General features: G+C 68.5%; 20 protein-coding genes. 10 read left to right on the forward strand and 10 right to left on the reverse strand.

All coding sequences use genetic code 11. The annotated features are described in order from the left end of the window. Positions 1-93 precede the first annotated feature (93 nt). The 5 genes from BLQ14_RS05745 to BLQ14_RS05765 all read left to right on the forward strand — a co-directional run bounded on the left by BLQ14_RS05745 (position 94) and on the right by BLQ14_RS05765 (position 5,172). Positions 94-1,080, forward strand: a complete 987-nt coding sequence (locus BLQ14_RS05745) for a Gfo/Idh/MocA family protein (protein WP_092499102.1) — start codon at positions 94-96, stop codon at positions 1,078-1,080. A 117-nt stretch (positions 1,081-1,197) separates the two neighbouring features. After that, positions 1,198-1,644, forward strand: a complete 447-nt coding sequence (locus BLQ14_RS05750; protein ID WP_092499103.1) for a baeRF12 domain-containing protein — start codon at positions 1,198-1,200, stop codon at positions 1,642-1,644. Positions 1,645-1,845: 201 nt separating this feature from the next. Next, positions 1,846-2,499, forward strand: coding sequence for a protein-L-isoaspartate O-methyltransferase family protein (locus BLQ14_RS05755; protein ID WP_092499104.1), 654 nt, complete (start codon positions 1,846-1,848; stop codon positions 2,497-2,499). A gap of 39 nt (positions 2,500-2,538) precedes the next feature. Then, positions 2,539-3,954 (forward strand): TolC family outer membrane protein, encoded by a 1,416-nt coding sequence (locus BLQ14_RS05760; RefSeq protein ID WP_092499105.1) that lies wholly within the window; start codon positions 2,539-2,541, stop codon positions 3,952-3,954. Between the two features lie 105 nt (positions 3,955-4,059). Continuing rightward, entirely contained in the window at positions 4,060-5,172 is a 1,113-nt protein-coding gene (locus tag BLQ14_RS05765) for a hypothetical protein (RefSeq protein ID WP_092499107.1), read from the forward strand. Between the two features lie 23 nt (positions 5,173-5,195). On the opposite strand, the gene BLQ14_RS05770 is transcribed toward BLQ14_RS05765, so the two are convergent. Together BLQ14_RS05770 and BLQ14_RS05775 are read right to left on the reverse strand one after the other, a co-directional pair. After that, a complete protein-coding gene (locus BLQ14_RS05770) occupies positions 5,196-6,671 on the reverse strand; it encodes a cobyric acid synthase (protein WP_092499108.1) in 1,476 nt (491 codons plus the stop codon). A 155-nt stretch (positions 6,672-6,826) separates the two neighbouring features. Then, positions 6,827-7,153, reverse strand: a complete 327-nt coding sequence (locus BLQ14_RS05775; protein WP_092499109.1) for a DUF6280 family protein — start codon at positions 7,151-7,153, stop codon at positions 6,827-6,829. Positions 7,154-7,369: 216 nt separating this feature from the next. Here BLQ14_RS05775 and efp point away from each other — a divergent pair, with 216 nt between their 5' ends. Then, positions 7,370-7,933 carry an elongation factor P gene (efp, locus tag BLQ14_RS05780; protein WP_092499110.1) on the forward strand — a complete coding sequence of 188 codons (564 nt, stop codon included), beginning with the start codon at positions 7,370-7,372 and terminating at the stop codon, positions 7,931-7,933. Between the two features lie 67 nt (positions 7,934-8,000). Here the strand turns inward: efp and ygfZ are convergent, their stop codons facing one another. Next, the gene (gene ygfZ / locus BLQ14_RS05785; RefSeq protein ID WP_092499111.1) at positions 8,001-8,765 is read right to left on the reverse strand and encodes a CAF17-like 4Fe-4S cluster assembly/insertion protein YgfZ; all 765 of its coding nucleotides are present in this window, start codon (positions 8,763-8,765) and stop codon (positions 8,001-8,003) included. Between the two features lie 63 nt (positions 8,766-8,828). Here ygfZ and BLQ14_RS05790 point away from each other — a divergent pair, with 63 nt between their 5' ends. Then, the gene (locus BLQ14_RS05790; RefSeq protein ID WP_092499113.1) at positions 8,829-9,521 is read left to right on the forward strand and encodes a TIGR04283 family arsenosugar biosynthesis glycosyltransferase; all 693 of its coding nucleotides are present in this window, start codon (positions 8,829-8,831) and stop codon (positions 9,519-9,521) included. Between the two features lie 56 nt (positions 9,522-9,577). After that, entirely contained in the window at positions 9,578-10,774 is a 1,197-nt protein-coding gene (locus BLQ14_RS05795) for a pyridoxal-phosphate-dependent aminotransferase family protein (protein WP_092499115.1), read from the forward strand. Between the two features lie 10 nt (positions 10,775-10,784). On the opposite strand, the gene BLQ14_RS05800 is transcribed toward BLQ14_RS05795, so the two are convergent. From BLQ14_RS05800 to BLQ14_RS05810, 3 genes are all read right to left on the reverse strand, one after another. Further along, positions 10,785-10,970, reverse strand: a complete 186-nt coding sequence (locus BLQ14_RS05800; protein ID WP_092499117.1) for a hypothetical protein — start codon at positions 10,968-10,970, stop codon at positions 10,785-10,787. A gap of 138 nt (positions 10,971-11,108) precedes the next feature. Beyond that, positions 11,109-13,070, reverse strand: a complete 1,962-nt coding sequence (locus BLQ14_RS05805; RefSeq protein ID WP_092499118.1) for a cation:proton antiporter domain-containing protein — start codon at positions 13,068-13,070, stop codon at positions 11,109-11,111. Positions 13,071-13,138: 68 nt separating this feature from the next. After that, positions 13,139-13,597: an Lrp/AsnC family transcriptional regulator gene (locus tag BLQ14_RS05810; RefSeq protein WP_092499476.1), complete on the reverse strand. Its 459-nt coding sequence runs from the start codon at positions 13,595-13,597 to the stop codon at positions 13,139-13,141. A 140-nt stretch (positions 13,598-13,737) separates the two neighbouring features. On the opposite strand from BLQ14_RS05810, the gene hppD reads away from it, so the two are divergent. Beyond that, entirely contained in the window at positions 13,738-14,829 is a 1,092-nt protein-coding gene (gene hppD / locus BLQ14_RS05815; protein WP_092499119.1) for a 4-hydroxyphenylpyruvate dioxygenase, read from the forward strand. Positions 14,830-14,865: 36 nt separating this feature from the next. Here the strand turns inward: hppD and BLQ14_RS05820 are convergent, their stop codons facing one another. Beyond that, positions 14,866-17,625, reverse strand: coding sequence for a hypothetical protein (locus BLQ14_RS05820; protein WP_092499120.1), 2,760 nt, complete (start codon positions 17,623-17,625; stop codon positions 14,866-14,868). 184 nt (positions 17,626-17,809) lie between these two features. Here BLQ14_RS05820 and BLQ14_RS05825 point away from each other — a divergent pair, with 184 nt between their 5' ends. Beyond that, the gene (locus tag BLQ14_RS05825; RefSeq protein ID WP_092499478.1) at positions 17,810-18,502 is read left to right on the forward strand and encodes an SIMPL domain-containing protein; all 693 of its coding nucleotides are present in this window, start codon (positions 17,810-17,812) and stop codon (positions 18,500-18,502) included. A gap of 50 nt (positions 18,503-18,552) precedes the next feature. Here the strand turns inward: BLQ14_RS05825 and BLQ14_RS05830 are convergent, their stop codons facing one another. The 3 genes from BLQ14_RS05830 to BLQ14_RS05840 form a co-directional block, all read right to left on the reverse strand. Beyond that, on the reverse strand, positions 18,553-19,854 hold the full coding sequence (locus tag BLQ14_RS05830) for an O-acetylhomoserine aminocarboxypropyltransferase/cysteine synthase family protein (RefSeq protein WP_092499122.1): 1,302 nt from the start codon (positions 19,852-19,854) through the stop codon (positions 18,553-18,555). A gap of 76 nt (positions 19,855-19,930) precedes the next feature. Beyond that, on the reverse strand, positions 19,931-21,340 hold the full coding sequence (locus BLQ14_RS05835; protein WP_092499124.1) for a trypsin-like peptidase domain-containing protein: 1,410 nt from the start codon (positions 21,338-21,340) through the stop codon (positions 19,931-19,933). A gap of 72 nt (positions 21,341-21,412) precedes the next feature. Beyond that, the gene (locus BLQ14_RS05840) at positions 21,413-22,429 is read right to left on the reverse strand and encodes a hypothetical protein (protein ID WP_092499126.1); all 1,017 of its coding nucleotides are present in this window, start codon (positions 22,427-22,429) and stop codon (positions 21,413-21,415) included. Positions 22,430-22,432: the final 3 nt, after the last annotated feature.

The following is a 22,432-nucleotide window of genomic DNA, read 5'->3' on the forward strand; positions in this document are numbered from 1 at the left end:
AGTGTGCGCGGCGGGCCGCTTCAACCGCCACCGCCTTGCCAGTGCCGGCCCGGCCTCTAAAGTGGCGCCGACAGTGTCAGGAGGGTCTTGCTCATGTCCACCGATCCGGTTCGCTGGGGCATTCTCGGGGCGGCGAAATTCGCCCGCGAGCAGATGGCGCCGGCAATCCACCTTGCGCGCGGCGCGGAGCTCGTCGCGCTTGCCACCTCGTCCTCGGACAAGGCCGCGCCCTTTCGCGCCCTTCAGCCGCGGCTGAACGTGCACTACAGCTATGACGCGCTGCTCGCCGACCCCGAGGTTGACGCCGTCTACATCCCGCTGCCCAACACGCTGCACGTGGAATGGACGAAAAAGGCGATTGCGGCGGGCAAGCATGTGCTGTGTGAAAAGCCCATCGCCATGCGCGCAAGCGAGATCGACGAGCTCATCGCCCTGCGCGACGAGAGCGGGCTCGTGGTCGCCGAGGCCTTCATGATCGTCCACCACCCGCAGTGGCAGCGGGCGCGCGAGCTCTACCGCGAGGGCGCCATCGGCCGGCTCAGGCAGGTGGACGGCTTCTTCAGCTATGACAACCGCGCCGATCCCGGCAACATCCGCAACCGGCCTGACACGGGCGGCGGCTCGATCCCCGACATCGGCGTCTACACCATGGGTTCGACCCGTTTCGTCACCGGCGAGGAGCCGCAGGAGATCCTTTCGGCCCGCATCGAATGGGAAGGCGGGGTGGATGTGTTCGCCTCCCTCACCGCGGCCTTCCCTTCCTTCCATTTCTCGGCGGGCACCTCGATGCGGATGCATCCCCGCCAGGTGATGACCTTTCACGGCGAGGAGGGCGTGATGCGCCTGACCGCGCCGTTCAATCCGCTGGTCTTCGGGCAGGCGGAGATCGAGCTTCATCGCGGCAATCTCACGGTGACGACCGAGCGCTTTCCCGGTGCCAATCATTATGTGCTGCAGGTGGAGGCCTTCTGCCGCTCGGTGCGCGAGGGCAAGCCCTATCCCTGCCCGCTGGAATTTTCGCGCGGCACCCAGGCGATGATCGACATGGTCTGGGAGAAGGCCGGCAGGCGGCCGGGCTGAGGCGCGGAGCGGCGCCTTGCTTGCGGCAGATCAAGGCGTGTGCAGGCGGCCGGCTTCAGCTTGCGGGCAGATTGAGCCCTCCTTATGTGAGGCGGGAAACGGAATGAGGAGACGGCCATGAAACCGGTTCGAACGCTCGTTGTGCTGATTGACGACGAAAAGATGAAGCTTCTGGAAAACCACGGCGTCGGAAAGGGGCTTCAGCCGCTTGAGGAGGCCGAATTCTCGCGCAAGGAAGCCGAGGCGCTGGAGTACTCCGACCAGCCCGGCCGGTCCTTCGAATCGGTTGGCGCGATGCGCCATGCGATGTCGCCCGAGAAATCTGTCGAGGAACAGCAGCGCGACCGCTGGCTGCGCGAGGCGATGGCGCATCTCTCCAAGCGCTGGCAGAAGGGCAATTTCGACCGCCTGGTGATCGCGGCGCCGCCCAAGGTGCTGGGTCTGGTGCGCGAGCTTCTCGACCGGCCCCTCAAGGAGGCGCTTTACGCCGAGGTGGCCAAGGATCTGGTCAACGTGCCCGAACGCGAACTGCCCGAGCGCTTCGCGGACGTGGCGGCCTTCTGAGCCGGCCGGCAGCCGACGGCGGCCGCCTCGAAAGATCGGGCAGGGGCGGTGCCTGCCCGGCCCGATCGCCCTCTCGAGCCACGCGCCACGAGCCGGCATGAATGGCACCTGCTTCGCTGCGCCGAATGCAGCCTGCGTGAGTTGTCGGGGGAGGGTTTCTGTGGCAAGAGGGCTTGCGAAACAGACTGATGAGTTCAGCCGATGATCGACTTTGCCACCCAGCGCCGGATCATGGTCGACACCCAGGTCAGGCCCTCCGACGTTACGTCCTTCGACATCATCGAGGCCATGCTCGAGGTGCCGCGCGAGCTCTTCGTTCCTGACAACCTTCGTCAGGCGGCCTATGCCGGCGAAACTCTCGAGATCGCCAAGGGGCGCTATCTGCTCGAGCCGCGCACCTTTGCCAAGATGCTCGAGGCGCTCGACATCGGCCCCGACGAGCTGGTGCTCGATCTCGCCGTGGGGCTGGGGTATTCTTCCGCAGTGATTGCCCGGCTCGCTGAAGCCGTGGTGGCAGTGGAGGCCGATCCCGAACTCGCCGCCGAGGCCCAGAGGATTCTTTCCCAGACCGGCGCCGACAATGTGGCGGTGATCACCGCCGAGCCCGCGTCCGGCGCGCCGCGGCATGGCCCGTATGACGCCGTGATCATCGAGGGCGGCGTGGAGGAGATCCCGGCGGCGCTCGTCGATCAGCTCAAGGAAGGCGGGCGCATCTGTGCGATCTTCATGGATGGTGAGTATGGCGAGTGCCGGGTGGGCCACAAGCGGGCCGGGGTGCTGGCCTGGCGGCCGGTCTTCCACGCTGCCGCGCCGGTTCTGGCCGGTTTCGAGCGACAACCCGAATTCGCATTGTGAGAGCGCGCGCGGCGGTCGCGCACAGCGGGAGGCAGGCGGATGGAGCTTCGCACGGGCTTGAGTAAGCTGCGCAAGGGCCGCCTTCTGCGGCGCGTCGGCCTCGGGGTGAAGGCGGTGGCGCTGGGCGCCGCGCTGGTCGCCGCGCCGGTGCCGGGCGCGGCGGAGACGCTGGCCGATGCGCTGGTGCTCGCCTATCGCAATTCCAATCTTCTGGCACAGAACCGCGCCCTGCTGCGTGCCGCGGACGAGGACGTTGCCAGCGCCGTGGCCCAGCTTCGGCCCGTGATCAATTTCGTCGCCGGCTCCAGCTACGCCATCCGTCACGCGGCGACGGACTCGCTCACCTCGAGCGCGCGCATCACGCTTGACGTGACGCTCTTCGACTCCGGTGCCGGCAGGCTGGCTGTCGAGGCGGCGAAGGAAACGGTGCTTGCCACCCGCGAGGCGCTCAGGCTCATCGAGCAGAACGTGCTGCTGGGCGCCGTCCAGGCCTATGTGGCCGTGATCCGCGCCCGCGAGTTCGTGGTGCTGCGTCAGAACAACGTGCGCGTCATCGCCGAACAGCTGCGCGCCGCGCGCGACCGTTTCGAAGTTGGCGAGATCACCAGCACGGAGGTGTCGCTGGCCGAGGCCCGACTCGCTGCGGCGCGCTCGGCGCTTGCCGCGGCCGAGGGTGACCTGCAGGTCGCGCGCGAGGCCTACAAGGCAGCGATCGGTACCTATCCCGGGCAGCTGGCGAGCCCCTCGATGAAGCCGCTCGAGGCGCGCACGCTCGAGGCGGCCAAGGCGATTGCCGAGCGCGAACATCCGGCCATCGCGCAGGTGCGGCACAGCGTGGCCGCGGCCGAACTCAACATCGAACGGGCGCGCGCCGCGATGAAGCCGCGGATCACCGGCAGCCTTTCCACCCAGGTCGACAGCCTCGGGCCGTGGCAGAACAGCGCCGGCATCAACCTGACGGTGCCGCTCTATGCCGGCGGCGGGCTGAGTTCGGCCTACCGGCGCGCCGTCGCCCTGCGTGACGCTGAGCGCGCCAATCTTCTGCAGACCACCCTCCAAGTTGCCCAGCAGGTGGGCAATGCCTGGGCGCAGCTGGCGGTCGCCACCGCGAGCCTCGAGGCAACCGACCGGCAGGTGCGGGCGGCAACGGTCGCCTATCGCGGCGTGAGCGAGGAGGCCCGCCTCGGAGCGCGCACCACGCTTGACGTGCTCGATGCCGAACAGGAACTGCTCGACGCCCGCGTCGCCCAGGTGTCAGCCCGTACCGATCAGCTTGTGGCCCACTATGCGCTCCTGTCTGCGATGGGGCTTCTGACCGTCGAGCATCTGGGTCTCGGCGTCGCCACCTATGACCCCGAAGCCTATTACAATGTGGTCAAGGATGCGCCCTCACGCGCCGTCAGCCCGGAGGGCCGAAAGCTCGATCGCATTCTCAAGGAAGTTTACGGCAAGTAACGGCGTTCCGCAGGCCGCTTCGGTTGTGTGAAAACCGTGGCACTGCTACCATTGCGTCCAAGTGCAGGACATGGCCGATCAGGCCGGACAAGCGAAGGCAGGCAGATGTCGGATCCCGTCACCAATACCGAAATCGAGGATGTGCTGTCTTCGATCAGGCGGCTCGTCGCCAAGGATCGCGGCCGCCGAAGCCCCGCGGCCGACGCGCCGGAGAACGGGGGAAAGTTCGTTCTGACCCCGGCGCATCGGGTGGCGGAGCCTGAGGAGCGCGCTGATTCGCGTGATGCCCGAAGTGGGGCGGAAGACAGCCCGCCTGGTGACGCGCCGACTGTTTCCGAAACAGCCTCCGAGACGGGTCACGCGTGGGCGAGCCACGCAGCGGTGGCCGTTGACTCGACCTCAGCGCCATCCGCCCCGCGGGAATCCGAGGCGTTTGACGAGGCGCTCGAGAGGCGCATCGCCGAGCTCGAGGCGGCGATCAATCAGGCCGCCGGCGACTGGGAACCCGACGGCAGCGAAGAGCCTGACGAGAATGATGCGGCGCAGCCGCTGTTTCGGGGCGCGGGCCGCGCGGATGGCCCGGTCGAGGGCGCGGGTGTGCCGCGTTTTTCTCCCGTGCAGGATTGCGGGCCTCTGGAGGACGGCGCAGGCGAGGGCGACGATGTGGCAAGCTTCTTTCGTTCCGGGCCGAGCCGACCAGCCGCCGCGGAGATCGGCGATGCGATGAGCGATGCCGAAGAGGCCGAAGGCGTCGCTTCCCCAGGGGGCGATGGCGGGCCGGTCCGGGGCGATGCGGGGGGCGATGCGGCCGGGGCCGGGGCGGAAACGGCGGCAGGCGACGATGAGGCGCTTGCGCCAGAGGAAGGCGCGCCGGATTCGTCCGCCGTCCACGGAGCCCCGGATGCAGAGGCGCGCCGGGGAAAGACCGATATGGGATCTGCAGGAGTTTCCGCCCGCCAGGGCGGCGACGATGCCGGTGAGGACGAGGCGGAGGGCGGCGAGCCGGCAAGCTGGTTCGAGGCGGTGGCGGCTTCCCGTGGCGCGATGACCCTCGAGGACGACGCCGTCATCGACGAGGAGACCTTGCGGCGAATGGTGGCGCAGATCGTGCGCGAGGAACTGCAGGGCGTGCTGGGCGAGCGCATCACCCGCAACATCCGTCGATTGGTGCGGCGCGAAATCCAGCGGGCGTTTTCGTTGCGCGATGCGGGGCTCTGAGCCTGCCGCAGCCGCCCCGGCGGTCAGTGGCTGATCGGGGCCGCGAGTTTCATCAGCGCGTCGATGTCGAAATGCGTCTCGAGATGTGCTGCGAGCGCATCGAGCGTGGCTTCCACCTGCGCCTCGTGACCCGGACCCTCGGCAACCGTCGCGCCGAGACCCCGCAGGTAGCGGCGACGAAAGCCGTCGGCACCGAAGATGCCGTGCAGATAGGTGCCGCGCACCCGGCCATCGGCGCTCTGCGCGCCCTCGCGGCGTTCGCCGATCCGAAGCCAGGCGCGCGCGCAGTCCGGACCCTCGGTGCGGCCAAGGTGGATCTCGTAACCTGAAACGGCCTCGCCGGATGCGATCTCGGTGGCCTGCGTACGGGTCAGCCGCTTTTCGGGCGCCATGACCGTGACGACATCGAGAAGGCCGAGGCCCGGATGATCGCCTGGCGCACCCTCGATGCCCTCGGGGTCGCGGATTTCGCGGCCGAGCATCTGATAGCCGCCGCACAAACCAAGCACATGCCCGCCACGGCGCAGATGGGCGGCAAGGTCGATGTCCCAGCCTTCGGCCCGGAAGGCGGCAAGATCGGCCACGGTGGATTTGGAGCCCGGCAGGATGACAAGAGTGGCATCGCCGGGCAGCGGCCGGCCGGGCGGGATCATCTCGAGCTGCACGCCTGGCTCGGCGCGGAGCGGATCGAGATCGTCGAAATTGGCGATGCGTGGCAGGCGGGGCACGGCGATCCTGATGGTGCCGTCGGCGCGATTGACGGGGCAGGGGCGGGCCAGATCCATCACGTCCTCGGCCGGAAGGCGCCAGGCATCGTCAAACCAGGGCACGAGGCCGAGCGACGGCCAGCCGGTGCGCCGGGCTATCTCGGCCATGCCCTCGGCGAAAAGCCCCGCTTCGCCGCGAAACTTGTTTACCGCAAAGCCGCGAATCCGTGCCCGGTCAGCCGGGGAGAGAACCGCGTGGGTCCCGACGAGCTGGGCGATCACGCCGCCGCGATCGATATCGCCCACAAGCACCACGGGAATGCCGGCGGCTTCCGCAAACCCCATGTTGGCGATGTCTCCGGCGCGCAGGTTGGTCTCGGCGGGGCTGCCCGCGCCTTCGACAAGAACCAAATCGGCATGGGCGGCGAGGCGATGGAAGCTTTCCAGAACGCGCGGCAGGAGCCGTGCCTTCATCTTTCCATAGTCCCGCGCCTTCAGCGTCGCCGCCCGCCGTCCCTGAACGATGACCTGGGCGCCGGTATCGGTCTCTGGCTTTAGCAGCACTGGGTTCATGTCTGCCACCGGCTCTATCCGCGCGGCCCGCGCCTGCAGCGCCTGTGCCCGCCCGATCTCGCCGCCATCCACCGTGACCGCGGCGTTGTTCGACATGTTCTGCGGCTTGAAGGGCGCGACCCGCACTCCACGCCGGGCGAGGGCACGGGCAAGCCCGGCCACGATGAGCGACTTGCCCACATTCGAGCCCGCGCCCTGAATCATGATCGCCCGCGCCATGGGTCGAGACGTTACCATTGCTGCTCTTCAGACTGCCTGCCTATCCGCTTGCGCAGCGCCGCGAAAGGGGGGCGGTGAAGCGGAAAACAAAAGACGCGTCCTGATCACAGGACGCGTCTTTCGTGGTTCCTGTTCGGGGTATCGCGCCGTTTGCCTCAGGCGGCTTCCTGTGCCGACTGCGCCGCGGCCTGACGCCGCTCGCTCTCCTCGCGGGAGAGTGCGACCGACGTCCGCACGCCCTTGCGGACGAATTCCATCAGCCCCTGCACCACCCGCTCGTTGGGGTCGATGCCAGCGCAGGTCAGCACCTCGCGACCGTCGCGCGAACGCGCCCAGCGCGCGATCTGTTCCGGCCCGTTGCCGTATTTCTTGTCGTCGGCGATGGCGTCGTCCAGCGCGGCGAGTACGACGGCGGCAAACAGCTTGCGGGCCCGTTGACCTTGCTCATAGTTGTAAGCGGTCGTGTCAACGAGATCCTTCATACCGGCTTCCTTTGCATTATTGCTCTTGTGTTTTTCGCGTGGCGGCCAATATGACGATATGTGACCGATTCGGGAATGCAGAATCGGAATACCACATATGCGCCCTGTGCATGGCCAATCACGGGCGCCCGCAGCATCTGTTGAGGTTGCTCCGGCGCGCCATGCGAGATATAGCGGCGCGTCAAATCCGATCAAACTTTTCTCAAGGTTTTCCAGATGCCGAAGATCAATGGCAACGAAATCCGTCCGGGCAATGTGCTGGAGCACAACGGCGGGCTTTGGAGCGTGATGAAGGTGGAGCATGTGAAGCCGGGCAAGGGTGGCGCCTATGCCCAGGTGGAGATGCGCAACCTGCGCAACGGCTCCAAGCTCAACGAGCGCTTCCGCTCGGCCGACAAGGTCGAGCGGGTGCGGCTCGAGCAGAAGGACCAGCAGTTTCTCTACGAACAGGACGGGATGCTGGTGTTCATGGACATGGACACCTTCGAGCAGATCGAGCTTCCGGCCGAAATTCTCGGCGAACGCCGGCCGTTCCTGCAGGACGGGATGATGGTGCAGGTCGAGTATTTCGAGAACGAGGCGCTGAGCGTGACCCTCCCGCAGAAGGTCGTGTGCAAGGTCGTGGAAACCGAGCCGGTGGTGAAGGGGCAGACGGCGGCCAACAGCTTCAAGCCGGCGGTGCTCGACAATGGCGTGCGGGTGATGGTGCCGCCCTTCGTGGGCCCCGGCGAGGACATCGTCGTCAACACCGAGACGATGGAATACGCCGAGCGCGCCTGAGGCGGGTTTGACGCGCGCGTGCCGCGCGCGTGCCTGCGGCGCGGGTATTTGGACCAGGATGATGGAACTATCCGGGCCAGATGACCCGCGCGGTGCCCGCCTGCATGTCGTCTCCGGCGCGGTCGAAGCGCAGATAGGCCAGCGCCCGGTCTCCCGACACGGTATGAAGCCGGCCCAGCTCGCGCCCCTCGCGGGTGATCGGCGTGCCGGGTTCTGCCGCGCCTTCGAGAGTCACGCGGGTGAGCCCCTTGCGCAGCTCGGTCTTGTGCTTCATCCGCGCCGTGACCTCCTGGCCCACATAGCAGCCCTTGCGGAAGTCCACCCCGCCAAGCCGTTCGAAGCCCATCTCGAGGATGTAGCTCTCGCCGGGGATGAGCTCGGCGCCGGTCTCGGGGATGAGGTGTTCCACCCTGAGCGCATCCCAATCCACTCCGGCCGAGCGGTCGAGACGCCGCGCCTCATCGGCCGGGCCGATCCAGCGCCAGCCGAGGGCAGGGTGCCGGGGGTCGGCTAAGGCGCCTTCGGGGGCGTTCTCAAGGCCGCGCGCGACGGAAAGGTCGGTCGGCGTGATGCTGACATCGGAGCGCAGCCGGTACATGGTCAGCCGGCGGGCGAGATCGGGGGCGAGGGCGGCAGCGACATCGATGAGGATGCGTTCTCCGTCCGGCACGAGGAAGAAGTCCGCCAGATACTTGCCTTGCGGTGTCAGGAGTGCGGCATAGACCGGGCCGTGCGCGAGCCGCGCGACATCGTTGGTGACGAGCCCCTGCAGGAAGCGTTCGCGGTCCTTTCCCGATACGGCGATGACCTGTCGGTCGTCTTGTGCGGTCATGGCTGCGGTTTCCCCTGCTCTGGCCTCGCTCTATAGCGTGATGCACAGGCCGGAGAGAAACCCATGCGCGCGCCAGTGTCCATCGTCATTCCAACGCTCGATGCCGCAGACGATCTGCCGCCGACCCTTGCCGCGCTCGGCGAAGGGCTGGAAGCCGGGCTGATCCGCGAGCTCATCATTTCCGACGGCGGTTCACGGGATGCCACGCGCGCCATCGCCGAGGCGGCCGGCGCGGTCTGGGTGGAGGGTCCGCCGGGGCGCGGAGGACAGCTTGCGCGCGGCGCGGCGACAGCCGGCGGAGAGTGGCTTCTCTTCCTTCATGCCGACACGCAACTTGCGCCGGGATGGACCCAGGCGGCGGTTGCGCACATGCGCCATCACGCCGGCAAGGCCGGGTGGTTTCGCCTCCGGTTTCGCGCCCGCGGCCCTGCGCCCCGGATTGTGGCCGGTTGGGCAAACCTGCGTTCGCGGCTCTTCGGCCTGCCCTACGGAGATCAGGGCCTGTTGATTTCGCGGGCTCTCTACGAGAGCGTCGGCGGTTTTCCGGCGATTCCGCTGATGGAGGATGTCGCGCTGGCCCGCACGCTTGGCCGAGGGCGATTGCGGGCCCTGGATGCGGAGGCGCTGACCTCGGCGGCGCGCTACGAGGCAGAGGGGTGGCTGCGCCGGGGGGCGCGCAACCTGTCGACCCTGCTTTCCTTCCTGCTCGGCACGGACGCCGAGAGCCTCGCCCGGCGCTATGCCGCGCGCCGTTGACGGCCCCGCGCCCGCGGCGTAGCGAGGGCCGCGCGCAGCCAACGCGGAGACCTTTCATGTCGCTTGCCCAGGGACGCCATTATCTCGCCATTCCCGGCCCCTCGGTCATCCCCGACCGTGTGTTGCAGGCCATGCACCGGGCCGCGCCCAACATCTATGCCGGCGAGCTCATCGAGATCACGAGGAGCCTCATTCCCGACCTCAAGGCCATCGCCCGGACCGCGCATGAAGTCGCGATCTACATCGCCAACGGTCACGGCGCCTGGGAGGCGGCGGTGGCCAATGTTCTCGCCCCCGGCGACCGGGTGCTGGTGCTGGCCACGGGCCGTTTCGGCCATGGCTGGGCGGAGGTGGCACGGCGGCTCGGGGCCGAGCCCGAAATCGTCGATTTCGGCAAGGACGCCGACATTGATCTTGAGCGCGTGGCCGAACTTCTCGCCGCCGACCGCGCGCACCGCTACAAGGCGGTGATGGCGGTGCATGTGGACACGTCCACTTCGGTCAGAAACGACATTGCCGGGCTCAGGGCCACGCTCGATGCCGCCGGGCATCCGGCCCTTCTGATGGTCGATTGCATCGCCTCGCTCGCCTGCGACCGTTTCGAGATGGATCTGTGGGGCGTCGACGTGATGGTTGCGGCCTGTCAGAAGGGGCTGATGACGCCGCCGGGGCTCGGCTTCGTCTTCTTCGGGCCGAGGGCGGCGGCGGCGCGCGAGGCGATGGCGCGGGTCAGCCCCTACTGGGACTGGAAGCCGCGTGTCGATCCGCAGGAATACTACCAGTTCTTCTGCGGCACCGCGCCGACCCACCACATCTTCGGCCTGCGCGCCGCGCTCGACATGATCGCGGAGGAGGGGATCGAGCATGTCTGGCAGCGCCATGCGCAGCTGGCGCGCGCGATCTGGGCGGCGGCGGAGGCCTGGGGGCAGGGCGGGCCCTTGCGGCTCAACATCGCCGATCCGTGGAAGCGCAGCCATGCGGTCACCTCGCTGCGGCTCGGTGCGCCCCACGGCACCGCGCTCAGGGACTGGCTGACGGAGAATGCCGGGGTTACGCTGGGTATCGGCCTTGGCATGGCGCCGCCGGGCGATCCTGCCTGGCACGGCTTCTTCCGCATCGGCCACATGGGGCATGTCAACGCGCACATGGTGCTCGGCACGCTGGGTGCGATCGAGGCCGGGATGCGCGCGCTTGGCATCGACCACGGTCGAGGGGCGCTCGAGGCGGCTGCGGCGGTCTGCGCGGTGCGCTGAGGCGCGGCGGTCAGCGGCGGGGCAGCAGGAGATCGGCGGCAAGCCCGGCGAGGATCGGGGCCGGCAGGCCCCAGAGTGCCCAGAGCACGCACAGCGACATGAAGATCACGAAGCCCGCCGTGACAAGGAAGGGCAGGGTGTAATCCTCCACCCGGCCAGCACCGGGCAGGTCATCGTCGTCGCGGCGGTGGCCCATCGTCCGCGCCTTCCGTCCCCTTACGTAACCACCTGGCGACACGGGATGCCGGCGAATTCATGCTAGCCGACCGTGCCGCTTCGGGGAAGCTGCGCCGGGGCGTCGTCTCCGGCGCGTCGGCTTCGGGGCCGTGCCCACTCAGCCGAGCCCGCCGCGCGGGCGCGGGGGTGGGGCCTCTTCGCGCGGCGGTCGCGCTGGCTCGTCGCCTTCGCTCTCCAGCTTCAACGGGGCCTTGTCGCGCGCCATGAGCGCGGTCTCGAGGGCCTTGTCGAGCTCCTGGGCGCGCTTGACGTAGGCCGGGTTGCGATCCACCGGGACCTCGGGAACCCAGAGTTCGGCCAGTTCCTTCAATGCATGCCGGTCGTGCTGGTAGAAGGTCCGTTCCAGCTCGGCGGCTTCGAACTCGGAAAGCCCCATGCTCTCGAGCGCATAGCGCGCGGCCCTGAGCGAGCTGTCGAAGACCTCGCGCACGATCTTGTCGGCGCCGGCGCGGTGCAGCGCGAAGACATGGGCGCGGTCACGGGCGCGCGCGATGATGAAAAGATCGGGGCGTGCGCGCCGGGCGAGCCGGACGATCTTGACCGCGGCCTCCGGGTTGTCGAGAGCGATGACCAGAACCTTCGCCTTGTCGAGCCCCGCGGCCTGCAGGATCTCGGGGCGGGTCGGATCGCCGAAATAGGCCTTGAAGCCGAAGCGGCGCATCAGCTGGATCTTCTGAAGATCGTTGTCGAGCACGGTGGCCTTCATGCCCGCCGCCTCGATCATGCGATTGACGACCTGCCCGAAGCGCCCGATGCCGACGATGATGATCTCGCCCTCGCTGTCGATGTTCTCGTCGGGCGCCTCGCGTGGGGCATGATCCTTCTGCCGGCGCGCCAGCCAGTCCATGGCCAGGAACATCAGCGGTGCCGAAAGCATCGTGAGCGCGATGACGAGCAGCGTCTCCTGCGCCATGCGCTGGCCCAGTATGCCGAGCTGTGCGGCAAAGGCGATGAGCACGAAGCCGAACTCGCCGGCCTGCGCGAGGCCGAGCGTGAAGATCCAGCGGCTGCGGCCCTTCAGCTTGAAAAGATGGGCGAGGGCGAGAAGCACCAGTGCCTTGAGCGCCACGAGGCCGATCGCGAGACCGAGAATGCGCCCCGGCCGGTCCGCGAGCAGCCCCAGATCCATCCCCGCGCCGACGGTGATGAAGAAGAGCCCCAGAAGCAGCCCCTTGAACGGCTCGATGTCCGACTGCAGCTCGTGGCGGAACTCCGAGTTGGCGAGCACCACCCCGGCAAGAAAGGTGCCGAGCGCGGGCGAGAGCCCCACCAGCGTCATCAGGAAGGCAGTGCCGATGACGAGAAACAGTGCGAGAGCGGTATACATCTCCCGCAGCCGCGTGGCGTGAATGTAGCGAAACAGCGGCTGCACGAGATAGACGCCCGCCAGGATCACCAGCCCCACCGCGCCGAGCGTGACAAGGGTCACGCCCCATCCCGGCAGGCCATCGACCAGCGACAGCGCCCCATGCGCGCCCTCAGCGGCTTTCTCGAGCTCCGACGCCCGGCGGATGGAGCCATCGGGGGCCAGCATGGGTTCGGTGCCGCCCAGCGACAGAAGCGGCATCAGCGCCAGCACCGGCACCACGGCGATGTCCTGGGTGAGCAGCACCGAGAAGGCCGAGCGCCCTCCGCTCGTCTTCATCAGGCCCTTCTCGCTCAGCGTCTGCAGCACGATCGCCGTTGACGACATCGCAAGGCTGAGGCCGAGCGCCACCGCCGCGGGCAGCGGCTGGCCCAGCGCCATCGCTCCCGCCGCCACCGCCGCCGTGGTCAGCGCGATCTGAAGTCCGCCCAGCCCCAGAAGCCGGTGGCGCATGTCCCACAGCACGCCGGGCTGCATCTCGAGCCCGATGAGAAACAGCATCAGCACGACGCCGAATTCGGCAAAGTGGCGCAGGTCGTGCGCCTCCTCGCCGACAAGCCCCAGCACCGGCCCCACGATCACGCCCGCGGCGAGGTAGCCCAGCACCGAGCCGAGCCCGAGCCGCGCCGCGACCGGGACGGCGATCACGGCCGCGCCGAGGTAGATCGTCGCCTGAAAGAGAAAGGCTTCCAATGCTCGCACGCGCTCCCGTCGGAATTTCGTGAAGTATCGGGCCTGTGTCCCCGGCTCGCAACCCGCTCCTAGACGGGCAACGGTGCATCAGCCTTCAGCACGTTCATCACGATCTGGCTCTGCACCCGGGCGACGGCGGGATCGGGCAGCAGCGCCTCGTGGATGAGCCGGTTCAGCGCCGCCAGATCCTCGCAATGCACCTGCAAGAGGTAGTCGGCCTCGCCGGTCAGCGTCCAGGCGGCGGTGATTTCGGGGCGCGTTTCCACAAGGCGGATGAAGCCCTTCACCTTGTCGGGGGCGTGGGTGGCCATCTGCACCTGTACAAAGGCCTGCACCGTGAGACCCGCGCGGCGCGCATCGAGCCGCGCGCCGTAGCCGCGGATGAGCCCCGCAGCCTCAAGCCGTTGGCGCCGCCGCCCCACCTGGCTTGGCGACAGGTTGAGCATGCGCCCCAGCGCTTCCGCCGTGAGGGTCGAATCACGCTGAAGAGCAGCCAGGAGGGCCCGGTCGGTTGCATCGATCTTCATGCGGGAAAGATGCATGTCCCTTAGATGAAATGCAACCATCATGCATGCGAAAAGCGATAAGGGTGCAATTTCGCGCACAATACGCGGCAGAGACGCGCAAGAATTGCGACATCAGTTCTCAGGCCCTGGGAGGAACAGTCATGGGACCATTCCCGCACAACGCACCGCCGGCGGAGATCTCGCCGGAAAACCCCGCCGGCACCGATGGTTTCGAATTCGTGGAGTTCGCCCATCCCGAGCCGGAGAAGCTGCGCGAGCTGTTCGCGAAGATGGGCTTCGCCCACACCGCCACGCACAAGACGAAGGCGATCGAGCTGTGGCAGCAGGGCGGCATCAGCTTTCTCCTGAACGCCGAGCCCGGCAGCCATGCCGCGCGCTTCATTGAGGAGCACGGCCCCTGCGCGCCCTCGATGGGCTGGCGCGTGGTCGATGCCGAACACGCCTTTCGCCACGCTGTGGCCCAGGGCGCGACGCCCTATGAAGGCTCCGGCAAGACCATGGATGTGCCGGCCATCGTCGGCATCGGCGGCAGCCTGATCTACTTCATCGACGGCTACCGCGAAGCCTCGCCCTACAATGCCGAATTCGACTGGATCGACACCGCCTACCCGCAAGGGGCGGGCTTTTACTACATTGACCACCTCACCCACAACGTCCATCGCGGCAACATGGACAAGTGGTTCGAGTTCTACGGGCGCATCTTCAATTTCCGCGAGATCCGCTTCTTCGACATCGAGGGCAAGTACACCGCGCTCTACTCGCGCGCGCTCACCTCGCCCTGCGGGCGCATCCGCATCCCCATCAACGAGGACCGCTCGGAGAATGGCCAGATCGTCGAATATCTGCGCCGCTACAACGGCGAGGGCATCCAGCACATCGCCATCGGCACCGAGGACATCTACTCCTCGGTCGATACGATCGCCGAGAACGGCATCCGCTTCATGCCGAAGCCGCCCATGACCTACTACGAGATGTCGCATGACCGGGTGAAGGGCCATCAGGAGCCGATCGAGAAGCTCGCCCGCCACGGCATCCTGATCGACGGCGAGGGTGTCGTCGGCGGCGGGGAGACGAAGATCCTGCTGCAGATCTTCTCGAGGACGGTGATCGGCCCGATCTTCTTCGAGTTCATCCAGCGCAAGGGCGACGAGGGCTTCGGCGAAGGCAACTTCAAGGCGCTCTTCGAGTCGATCGAGGCCGATCAGATCGCGCGGGGGGTGCTCAAGGCCTAAGACGCTGCGTGAGGGCGCAGGGGGCGCGCGCGGCGCTCAACCGCTCGGCACTCTGAGCGTCAGCGTGCGCCCGCCCTTGACGTAGACGATCGCATCGTCGTCGATGGCGGCGACCCGGCCGCCGTCGAGACTGTCGCCGACCTTGACCTTGACAAGCCGTCCCGATGGCAGCCGCACCAGCGCCCGCCGGTTCGAAGGCGTCCCGAAGACGCCGATAAGATTGACCCGCCGCAGGTTGATCGCGTCCTCAAGCGTTGCCTCGCGCGCCACGCTGGCCCGGGTCGGCACGGAAGGGGTGTCCGGTGGCGCAACATCGGGCGCGGGCGGGGCAACCGTCAGGCGCGCGCGCGCTTCCTCCACGATGCGCGCGAAGTCTCCGGGGCGGGCCTGCGGCACCACCGAGGCGGCCACGGCGAGGGCGGTCGGCTCATCCTCATCCTCTTCGGCGAAGTCCTGCGGCGAGTCGGGGCGCAATTGCGGCCGGATCGCCGCGAGCTCGCGCAGCGAGCGCCCGCCCAGCCGGCTGCGTTCGTTGCCCTCGACGAGGTCGGCCGGCCGCGGCACGGGCCGCACCTGCCGCAGCCGTTCGAGATCGGGTGCGACTCGCGCGGGGCCGCTGAGCCCCTCCGGGCGCGGAACCGGCACCACGACGGGGCGGCCGGCGCGCACGATGATGCCTTCCGGGGTCAGCGTGCCTTCCGGAGTGGCAAGCACGAGCCCGCGCTCGTCAAGCTCGAAGCTCGTGCCCGGCGGTGGCGGTGGCACCGGCGTCGCCGGGCGCTGATCGGACCGGGGCAGCCCCGCCTCGGGCAGCGCGTAGGCATCGAGCATCTCGATGCGCGTGTCGATCGAGGCGATGTAGAGCTCGTCAAGCGCCTCTCCCCGAGGGCTCACGCCGGGATCCGGGTCAAGCGGCCAGATCCCGGTGCGGGCGTAATGCGCCTCGGCCAGCTCGCGGCTCATCGGTTGGATGAGGCTGGCCGGCGGCACGGCCCCGGAAGACACGTCGGGGCTCTCGGGGTTCGCGGCATCCAGCGCCGCTCGGTCGTCGAGGCGCGCGACGTCGAGGGGGCGGCTCTCACCGCCTGCCGTGCCGTCGGGCGCGTCCGGCACGACTGGCGCGCCCGCGCCCCCGGGCGCGGGAGCTGGCGGCGTCGTCTCGAGCGCAATCTCCGCCTCTGGCGTCGGCGCTTCGGAAAGGCGCGACGCGGGCGTGCCCCCCTCGTCGCCGCCGCGCGGGGGGCCCTCGTCGGCACCGACGAGGCCGCCGGAGCCCTCTTCCGAAGGTGGCGCGCTCAGCGCGATGTCAAAGTCCGGCAGCGACACCGTCGCCGTTTCCGCCGCCGGCGTCTCTTCGCGGGCTGCCGGCAGGAGTGTTGGCGCCTCGGCGCCTTCCGGCGCCACGGTCTCTCCGCCGTCGCGCCTCAGCAAGGCGATGGCGGCGACGAGAAGCAGCACCACGACAAGTGTCGCGGAAATGGCGATGCCGATGGTTCGGGCCGTGTCGCGTGCGCTCGCCTGTGGGCTGCCGCGCGCGCCGAAGATGGTGAGCGCCTCCGCCTCTTTCGGGTCCGGGCCGGCAGGGCGGAAGAGCCGCTCGCGCCAGCCAGCGAGAATTGCGGCAGGGCCGCGCGGCTTGCGCGTTGCCTCTTTCGGGCCGGAGGGCTTCTGCTTGCCTGGACGGGCAGTCTCCCCCTTGGCCGACACGGGCGGGGCCGGTGTCGCGGATGCGGCCGGTGTCACACGGCTCGGGGCCGCAGCCCGTGGTTTCGTCCGGCCCCCGGGGCGTGCGGGCTTGTCCGTCGTCTCCGCCGCCTTTCCGGAACGCCCCGAGAGCGCGGGGCCGGACCCGGCAGGGATGACGGGGCCGAGGCGCGGCCTGGCGTGCTCGAGCCGCGGCGCGGGAGGCGTGGTCTCCTCGAGGGCGGCTTCGGGGCGCTGATCCCTTGCCTTCCCATTCTCATGGCCCGGTGCGGCCGCCACGGATGGGGAAGACACCTCAGTGCCGGAGGATGCACCCGGTTCATCCCCCGGCGGCTTCTGGCCAAGATGCGCGTTGCTCACGCCGACGGAAAGCCTTGCCTGCGCCGACAGCTTCGGCGGCGTCCCGGCACCCGTGGCCGCCGGCCGGTCGCCGCCGCCCTTTCGATGACGGGCGGAGAAGCTCACGGCCGGCACAGGCGCTGCCTGCTCGGGGGGCGGGGCAGTGTCCGTGCTGCCCGGCTCCTCGCTCCCGGGCGGGACGGCGCCTGCGCCAGCGGGCGCTGCGGGCGCGACCTGCGACGCGGCGGCCTGCGCCGGCTTTCTCAGTCGTGCGGCATGCCGTGTGGGGCCGAAGTCGGGCTCACCCGGGAACTTCGCCGGGTCGGGTGCGGCGGTGAAGCATACGGGGTTGAAGCGATGCTCCACGGCAAAGCTTTCGGCCTCCTCCAGCGTTTCGCGCGCCACGACAGCGACCTTGACCACCTCGCCCTCGCCCGCCCAGTCGAACACGAGTTCGTCGAGCGCGTAGGGCGTCATGCCGTCGAGCGCCTCGCGGATCTGCGCCTCGCGCGCCGCGTCCCCCGGGCCGGGGGCGTGGATTTCGGTGTAGAGGATCTGGCTGTCGGGCAGGATCAGTGCCGTGGTGATGCCGCCGCTTTCAAGCTCGGAAGCGGTGCGGCGCAGCATCTGCAGCTGCCGGCCCAGATCGGGTGCATCGACCGCGACTTCGCCCACGCGCATCCAGCCCGCGCCGGTGCGATGCAGAAGCGTGATGCCCTCATGGCTGAGGTTCAGGGCGAAATTGGGCGTCATCGCTCCCGTCTAGCACAGCGCGTTCAGCAAGTTGGAGTCAGGCCCCCAGATCCGCGCCATCGTACAGCATGAAATTGCCGACGCAAAGAAAACCCGACCCGACCCCTTGTTGGGATGCCCGTCCGGAGGCCACATCTGCTCCCTGATGACCACTGATGCAATCTGCAACGGCAAGGGACTTCCCATGAACCATCGACAACTGCTTTCCGCGCTGCTCGCGCTGTTCTGGTTCGCCGCGCCGGCATTGGCGGGAGATGAACGTGCGACCATCACCGTCTCCGGCCACGGCGAGGCGAGCGCCGCTCCCGACACCGTGCACCTGACGTTGGGCGTCGAGGAATTCGCGCCGACCGCGCGCGCGGCCATGGCGGCGGCGTCTCAAGGCGCCGCCGCGATCCTCGAGGCCCTGGCGGCTGCCGGCGTCGAACCACGCGATGTGCAGACAAGCGAGATCACGCTGGAGCCCCGCATTGCGCGCGGGCGCGACGCGGAGGACATGGAGATCACGGGTTTCGAGGCGCGCAACATGCTGCGTGTGCGGCTGCGCGCGGTGGAAAGCGCCGGCGCCGTGCTCGACGCCGTGCTTGCCGCCGGGGCGAACAGCTTTCGCGGGCTGAGCTTCGGCCTCGACGCGCCCGGGACACTCGCCGAGGAGGCGCGCCGGCTGGCCGTGGCCGATGCGATGCGCCGCGCGCAGGTGCTTGCCGAGGCGGCGGGGGTGCGGCTTGGTCCGGTCGTTTCCGTCACCGAGACTTCCGGCGGCGCGCCGGTGGCCATGGAGATGATGCGTACCGCCGCACCCGGCGCGCCCGTGGCCGCGGGGGAGGTGACGGTGTCGGTCACCGTGACCATGGTGTTCGCCCTCGAGCAGGGCTGAGCGGGCGGGCGCGCCGCCCGCCCTCGAACCGAGGTTCAGCGCCTGCGCTCTCAGCGCGTCTCGCCGGTGGCCGCCGTCAGCGCCTGATCGAGATCGGCGATGAGGTCGCTGGGGTCTTCAAGCCCGATCGACACGCGCACCACGTTCGGCTCCGCCCCGGCCGCCTTCTGCTGCTCGGGCGTGAGCTGGCGGTGCGTGGTGGAGGCCGAGTGAATGATCAGCGAGCGCGCGTCGCCGAGGTTGGCGACATGGCTGAAGATCTGCAGGCTGTCGACGAGCTTGACACAGGCCTCGTAGCCTCCCTTCACCGCGAAGGTGAAAAGCGCCCCCGCCCCCTTGGGGCAGATCCGCGCCATCCGCTCGTGGTAGGGCGAGCTCTCGAGACCCGCGTAGGTGACGTGTTCGACCCGCGGATCGGACTCGAGCCACCGCGCGACGATTTCCGCGTTCTCGACATGCTTCTTCATGCGCAGGCTGAGCGTCTCGATGCCGAGCAGTGTGTAATGCGCGGCTTGCGGATTCAGCGTCATGCCGAGGTCGCGCAGGCCCACCGCGATGCCGTGGAAGGTGAACGCCAGCGGCCCGAAGGTCTCATGGAACTTGAGCCCGTGATAGGCCGGCTCTGGCGCCGAGAGCGAGGGGAACTTGTCCGACGCCGACCAGTCGAACTTGCCGGAATCGACGACGGCGCCGCCGGTCACGGTGCCGTTGCCGGTGAGATACTTGGTCAGCGAATGCACCACCAGCGTCGCGCCATGCTCGATCGGCCGGCAGAGGTAGGGCGTGGCCGAGGTGTTGTCGACGATCAGCGGGATGCCGGCCTCGTCGGCGATCTTCGCCAGCGCGTCGAGATCGGTGATGTAGCCGCCGGGGTTGGCGATGGTCTCGCAGAAGAGCGCGCGGGTGTCATCGTCGATCGCCGCGCGCACCGCGTCGAGATCCTCGGTGTCGACGAATTTCGCCGACCAGCCAAAGCGGCGGATGGTGTGGGAAAACTGGGTGACGGTGCCGCCATAGAGCCGCGTGGAGGCGACCACGTTGCGCCCCGGCGCCATCAGCGGAAACAGCGCCATGATCTGGGCGGCGTGGCCCGAGGAGCAGCACACCGCGCCCTGACCGCCCTCGAGCGTGGCCACCCGTTCCTGCAGCGCGGCAACGGTGGGGTTGGTGAGGCGGGAGTAGATGTAGCCCACCTCCTGAAGGTTGAAGAGGGCGGCGGCGTGTTCGGCATCGCGAAACACATAGGCCGTGGTCTGGTAGATGGGCACCTGTCGCGCGCCGGTGGCCGGATCGGGCCGGGCGCCGGCGTGGATCTGCAGCGTGTCGAAACCGTAGGCGGGGCCTTCTGACATGGGATTCTCCCTGATGACAATCGGGCACAAGGATTACGCGGCGCGGTCGGGCTCGGCAACCGGCGCTCATCGCGCGTCAGCGCCCGCGGATGCGGATCAGGCTGCGCTGACCGCCACGCTCGAACAGGATCTCCCAGCCATTCGGGCGGCTGCGGGCGATCTGCTCGAGTGCGCGCGTCGCGCGGATCTCCACCCCGTTGACGGCGATGAGGATGTCGCCGGGCATGAGTCCGGTGCGCGCCGAGCGGCCGCGGACCTCTTCGACCACCACGCCGCGGGCGTCGAGCGGCAAGTCGAGCTCGTCGATGACCGCAGGATTGATGTTGGAGATCACCAGCCCGTCCAGAATGCCTCCCGCGTTCAGTGCGATCCGCTCACGCGGCGGCGTCTCGGGGGGCGGTGCGAGGGTGATCTCGGCCTGCCGCTCCTGGCCATCTGCAAGATAGGTGAGGCGCGCGTTGCCGCCCACGCCGAGCACGGCAAGGCGGAATCCCAGTGCCGCCGGCGAGTCGAGCGGCTGGCCGGCAATGGCGAGCAGAACGTCCCCCTCCTTGATCCCGGCGGCGGCGAGCGGGCTCTGGGCGTGGAGCCGGGTGATCAGCACGCCTTGCGGCCGGGCCATCCCGAGCGCTTCGGCAAGGCTGGCGTCGAGATCCTGCACGGTGACGCCGAGCCAGGGGCGGATCACGCGCCTCTGGCCGGCGCGCGCAGCTTCGATGTAGCGCTTCACCAGGTTCGAGGGGATGGCAAAGCCGATGCCATTGGAGCCGCCGGAGCGCGACAGGATCATGGTGTTGATGCCGACCAGTCGGCCCGCCATGTCCACCAGCGCCCCGCCCGAGTTGCCCGGATTGATCGGCGCGTCGGTCTGGATGAAGTAGGCGGCGCGATTGCCGGCGGCCAGACCCGAGCGCGCGAGCCCCGAGATGATGCCCGATGTCACCGTCTGGCCGATGCCGAAGGGGTTCCCGATGGCCAGAACGAGATCGCCCACCTCAAGCGCGTCCGAATCGGCAAGTTCCAGCGCGGGCAGGTTGCGCGCGCCCTCGAGACGCAGAACCGCGAGATCGTTCTCGCGGTCGGCGACGAGGGGATGGGCGTCGAATTCGCGCCCGTCATTGAGCACCACGCGGATGGCATCGGCCTCGCCCACCACGTGGTAATTCGAGACCACGATGCCCGCAGGGTCGACGATCACACCCGAACCGAGCGAGTTCTGCACCCGCGGGCGTGTCGGGCCAAGACCGAAGAGCTGCGAGAAGAACGGATCGCGCGCAAAGGGCGAAACGCGCGTCTCCACGATCTTTCGGGCGTAGATGTTCACCACCGCGGGCGCGGCGGCCTTGACCACCGGCGAGAAGCTCAGGGTGATCTCGGCGCGGCTGTCGGGAACGCGCGGCTCGGCCCTTGCCGACCCGGCGAGCGCCGCCAACAGCGGCAGGACAAGCGCCAGAAGGAAGAGAGCGCCTTGCCGAAGTCTTCGCATGACGTCACCCTTTTGCTCCATGGCCCGCGGCGGATCCGCGCGCGCCCCCGACCCCGCGCCAGCGCGCAGCCGTCAGCGCATCCACAGCCCCTCGCGCCGCAATCGGTTTCGGATCATCTGCTCGCGCGGGGGCAGGTCGTTGCGATCGAACAGCGCCCGCGCGCGCCGACCCTTGCCCTGCAGCACGAAGCGGCGGATCGGTTCGTGACGCTTGAGCACCTTCTTGATGCGATTGGGCGAGATCACCGTCTCGAAGGTGTCGATCACATGGTCGGGCTCGCGCGCGTAGGCCAGAGGAAACACCCGGTAGTGGCAGCTTACCGAGCCGTCAAGAAGCCCCGGCGGAATGGTCTGCCGCCCCCCACCAAGCCCGTGGATGACAAGCGGCAGAACGATCTGGTCAAGCCAAGGATAGATTTCCTGACAGACGAGCTCGGGCGGCGGGTCATCGCGCACCGAGACCGCGTATTCGGTGAAGCGGCGGCCAAACTCTGCCGGGTCGCGGTAGAAGAACCAGCCGGCGTTGAAGTAGAGAAAGCGCTGCCAGTATTCCTCGGGCTGGGAGAGGTCGAGGGAAGAGTCGAAGTCCAGCCCGAAACGGTCGTAAAGCGACTTCCAGATCTGGTGGTAGGTGGGGCCGTAAAGCTCGATCTTTGGCCATGTGCCCTCGCGCCGGAGCGAGGCGGAGGGCCGGTCGAAGTCGAAGGGCACCTCGCTGAGCCGTCCGGTGATGACCGTGTCGGTGTCGAAGAAGACGAAAGGCTCGCCCGCGGGCAGGGCGGCCAGCCCCTCGATCTTGTTGCCCTGCGGGTAGCTCTCGCCGAAGTGGCGGTTCTCGAAAGGCACGATCTCGGCGCCGAGATCGAGCAGCAGCGCGCGCAGCTCCGCATCGTCCATCCGCGGGTCGAAGGACCAGCTCGGCCCCGGCTGCGGCTCGAGCACGATCAGCCGGCCGGCGAAATCGGGGTCGGCATGGCGCAGGCTGGCGACAAAGAGCCCGGCCTCATACTGAAGCCGCCCCTTCTGGCCCACGATCGCCACGTTGAAGGGCACACGCTTCCTGCCTGCCGTCTTGCGCTTGCCTGCCATTTC

It is taken from the genome of Meinhardsimonia xiamenensis, assembly GCF_900102905.1.
Lineage (GTDB): Bacteria > Pseudomonadota > Alphaproteobacteria > Rhodobacterales > Rhodobacteraceae > Meinhardsimonia > Meinhardsimonia xiamenensis.

Excerpts from the sequence above, each read along its gene's own strand:
- BLQ14_RS05745 (WP_092499102.1), top strand. The coding sequence starts at position 94 with ATGTCCACCGATCCGGTTCGCTGGGGCATTCTCGGGGCGGCGAAATTC.
- BLQ14_RS05750 (WP_092499103.1), top strand. The coding sequence starts at position 1,198 with ATGAAACCGGTTCGAACGCTCGTTGTGCTGATTGACGACGAAAAGATG.
- BLQ14_RS05755 (WP_092499104.1), top strand. The coding sequence starts at position 1,846 with ATGATCGACTTTGCCACCCAGCGCCGGATCATGGTCGACACCCAGGTC.
- BLQ14_RS05760 (WP_092499105.1), top strand. The coding sequence starts at position 2,539 with ATGGAGCTTCGCACGGGCTTGAGTAAGCTGCGCAAGGGCCGCCTTCTG.
- BLQ14_RS05765 (WP_092499107.1), top strand. The coding sequence starts at position 4,060 with ATGTCGGATCCCGTCACCAATACCGAAATCGAGGATGTGCTGTCTTCG.
- BLQ14_RS05770 (WP_092499108.1), bottom strand. The coding sequence starts at position 6,671 with ATGGCGCGGGCGATCATGATTCAGGGCGCGGGCTCGAATGTGGGCAAG.
- BLQ14_RS05775 (WP_092499109.1), bottom strand. The coding sequence starts at position 7,153 with ATGAAGGATCTCGTTGACACGACCGCTTACAACTATGAGCAAGGTCAA.
- efp (WP_092499110.1), top strand. The coding sequence starts at position 7,370 with ATGCCGAAGATCAATGGCAACGAAATCCGTCCGGGCAATGTGCTGGAG.
- ygfZ (WP_092499111.1), bottom strand. The coding sequence starts at position 8,765 with ATGACCGCACAAGACGACCGACAGGTCATCGCCGTATCGGGAAAGGAC.
- BLQ14_RS05790 (WP_092499113.1), top strand. The coding sequence starts at position 8,829 with ATGCGCGCGCCAGTGTCCATCGTCATTCCAACGCTCGATGCCGCAGAC.
- BLQ14_RS05795 (WP_092499115.1), top strand. The coding sequence starts at position 9,578 with ATGTCGCTTGCCCAGGGACGCCATTATCTCGCCATTCCCGGCCCCTCG.
- BLQ14_RS05800 (WP_092499117.1), bottom strand. The coding sequence starts at position 10,970 with ATGGGCCACCGCCGCGACGACGATGACCTGCCCGGTGCTGGCCGGGTG.
- BLQ14_RS05810 (WP_092499476.1), bottom strand. The coding sequence starts at position 13,597 with ATGAAGATCGATGCAACCGACCGGGCCCTCCTGGCTGCTCTTCAGCGT.
- hppD (WP_092499119.1), top strand. The coding sequence starts at position 13,738 with ATGGGACCATTCCCGCACAACGCACCGCCGGCGGAGATCTCGCCGGAA.
- BLQ14_RS05820 (WP_092499120.1), bottom strand. The coding sequence starts at position 17,625 with ATGACGCCCAATTTCGCCCTGAACCTCAGCCATGAGGGCATCACGCTT.
- BLQ14_RS05825 (WP_092499478.1), top strand. The coding sequence starts at position 17,810 with ATGAACCATCGACAACTGCTTTCCGCGCTGCTCGCGCTGTTCTGGTTC.
- BLQ14_RS05830 (WP_092499122.1), bottom strand. The coding sequence starts at position 19,854 with ATGTCAGAAGGCCCCGCCTACGGTTTCGACACGCTGCAGATCCACGCC.
- BLQ14_RS05835 (WP_092499124.1), bottom strand. The coding sequence starts at position 21,340 with ATGCGAAGACTTCGGCAAGGCGCTCTCTTCCTTCTGGCGCTTGTCCTG.
- BLQ14_RS05840 (WP_092499126.1), bottom strand. The coding sequence starts at position 22,429 with ATGGCAGGCAAGCGCAAGACGGCAGGCAGGAAGCGTGTGCCCTTCAAC.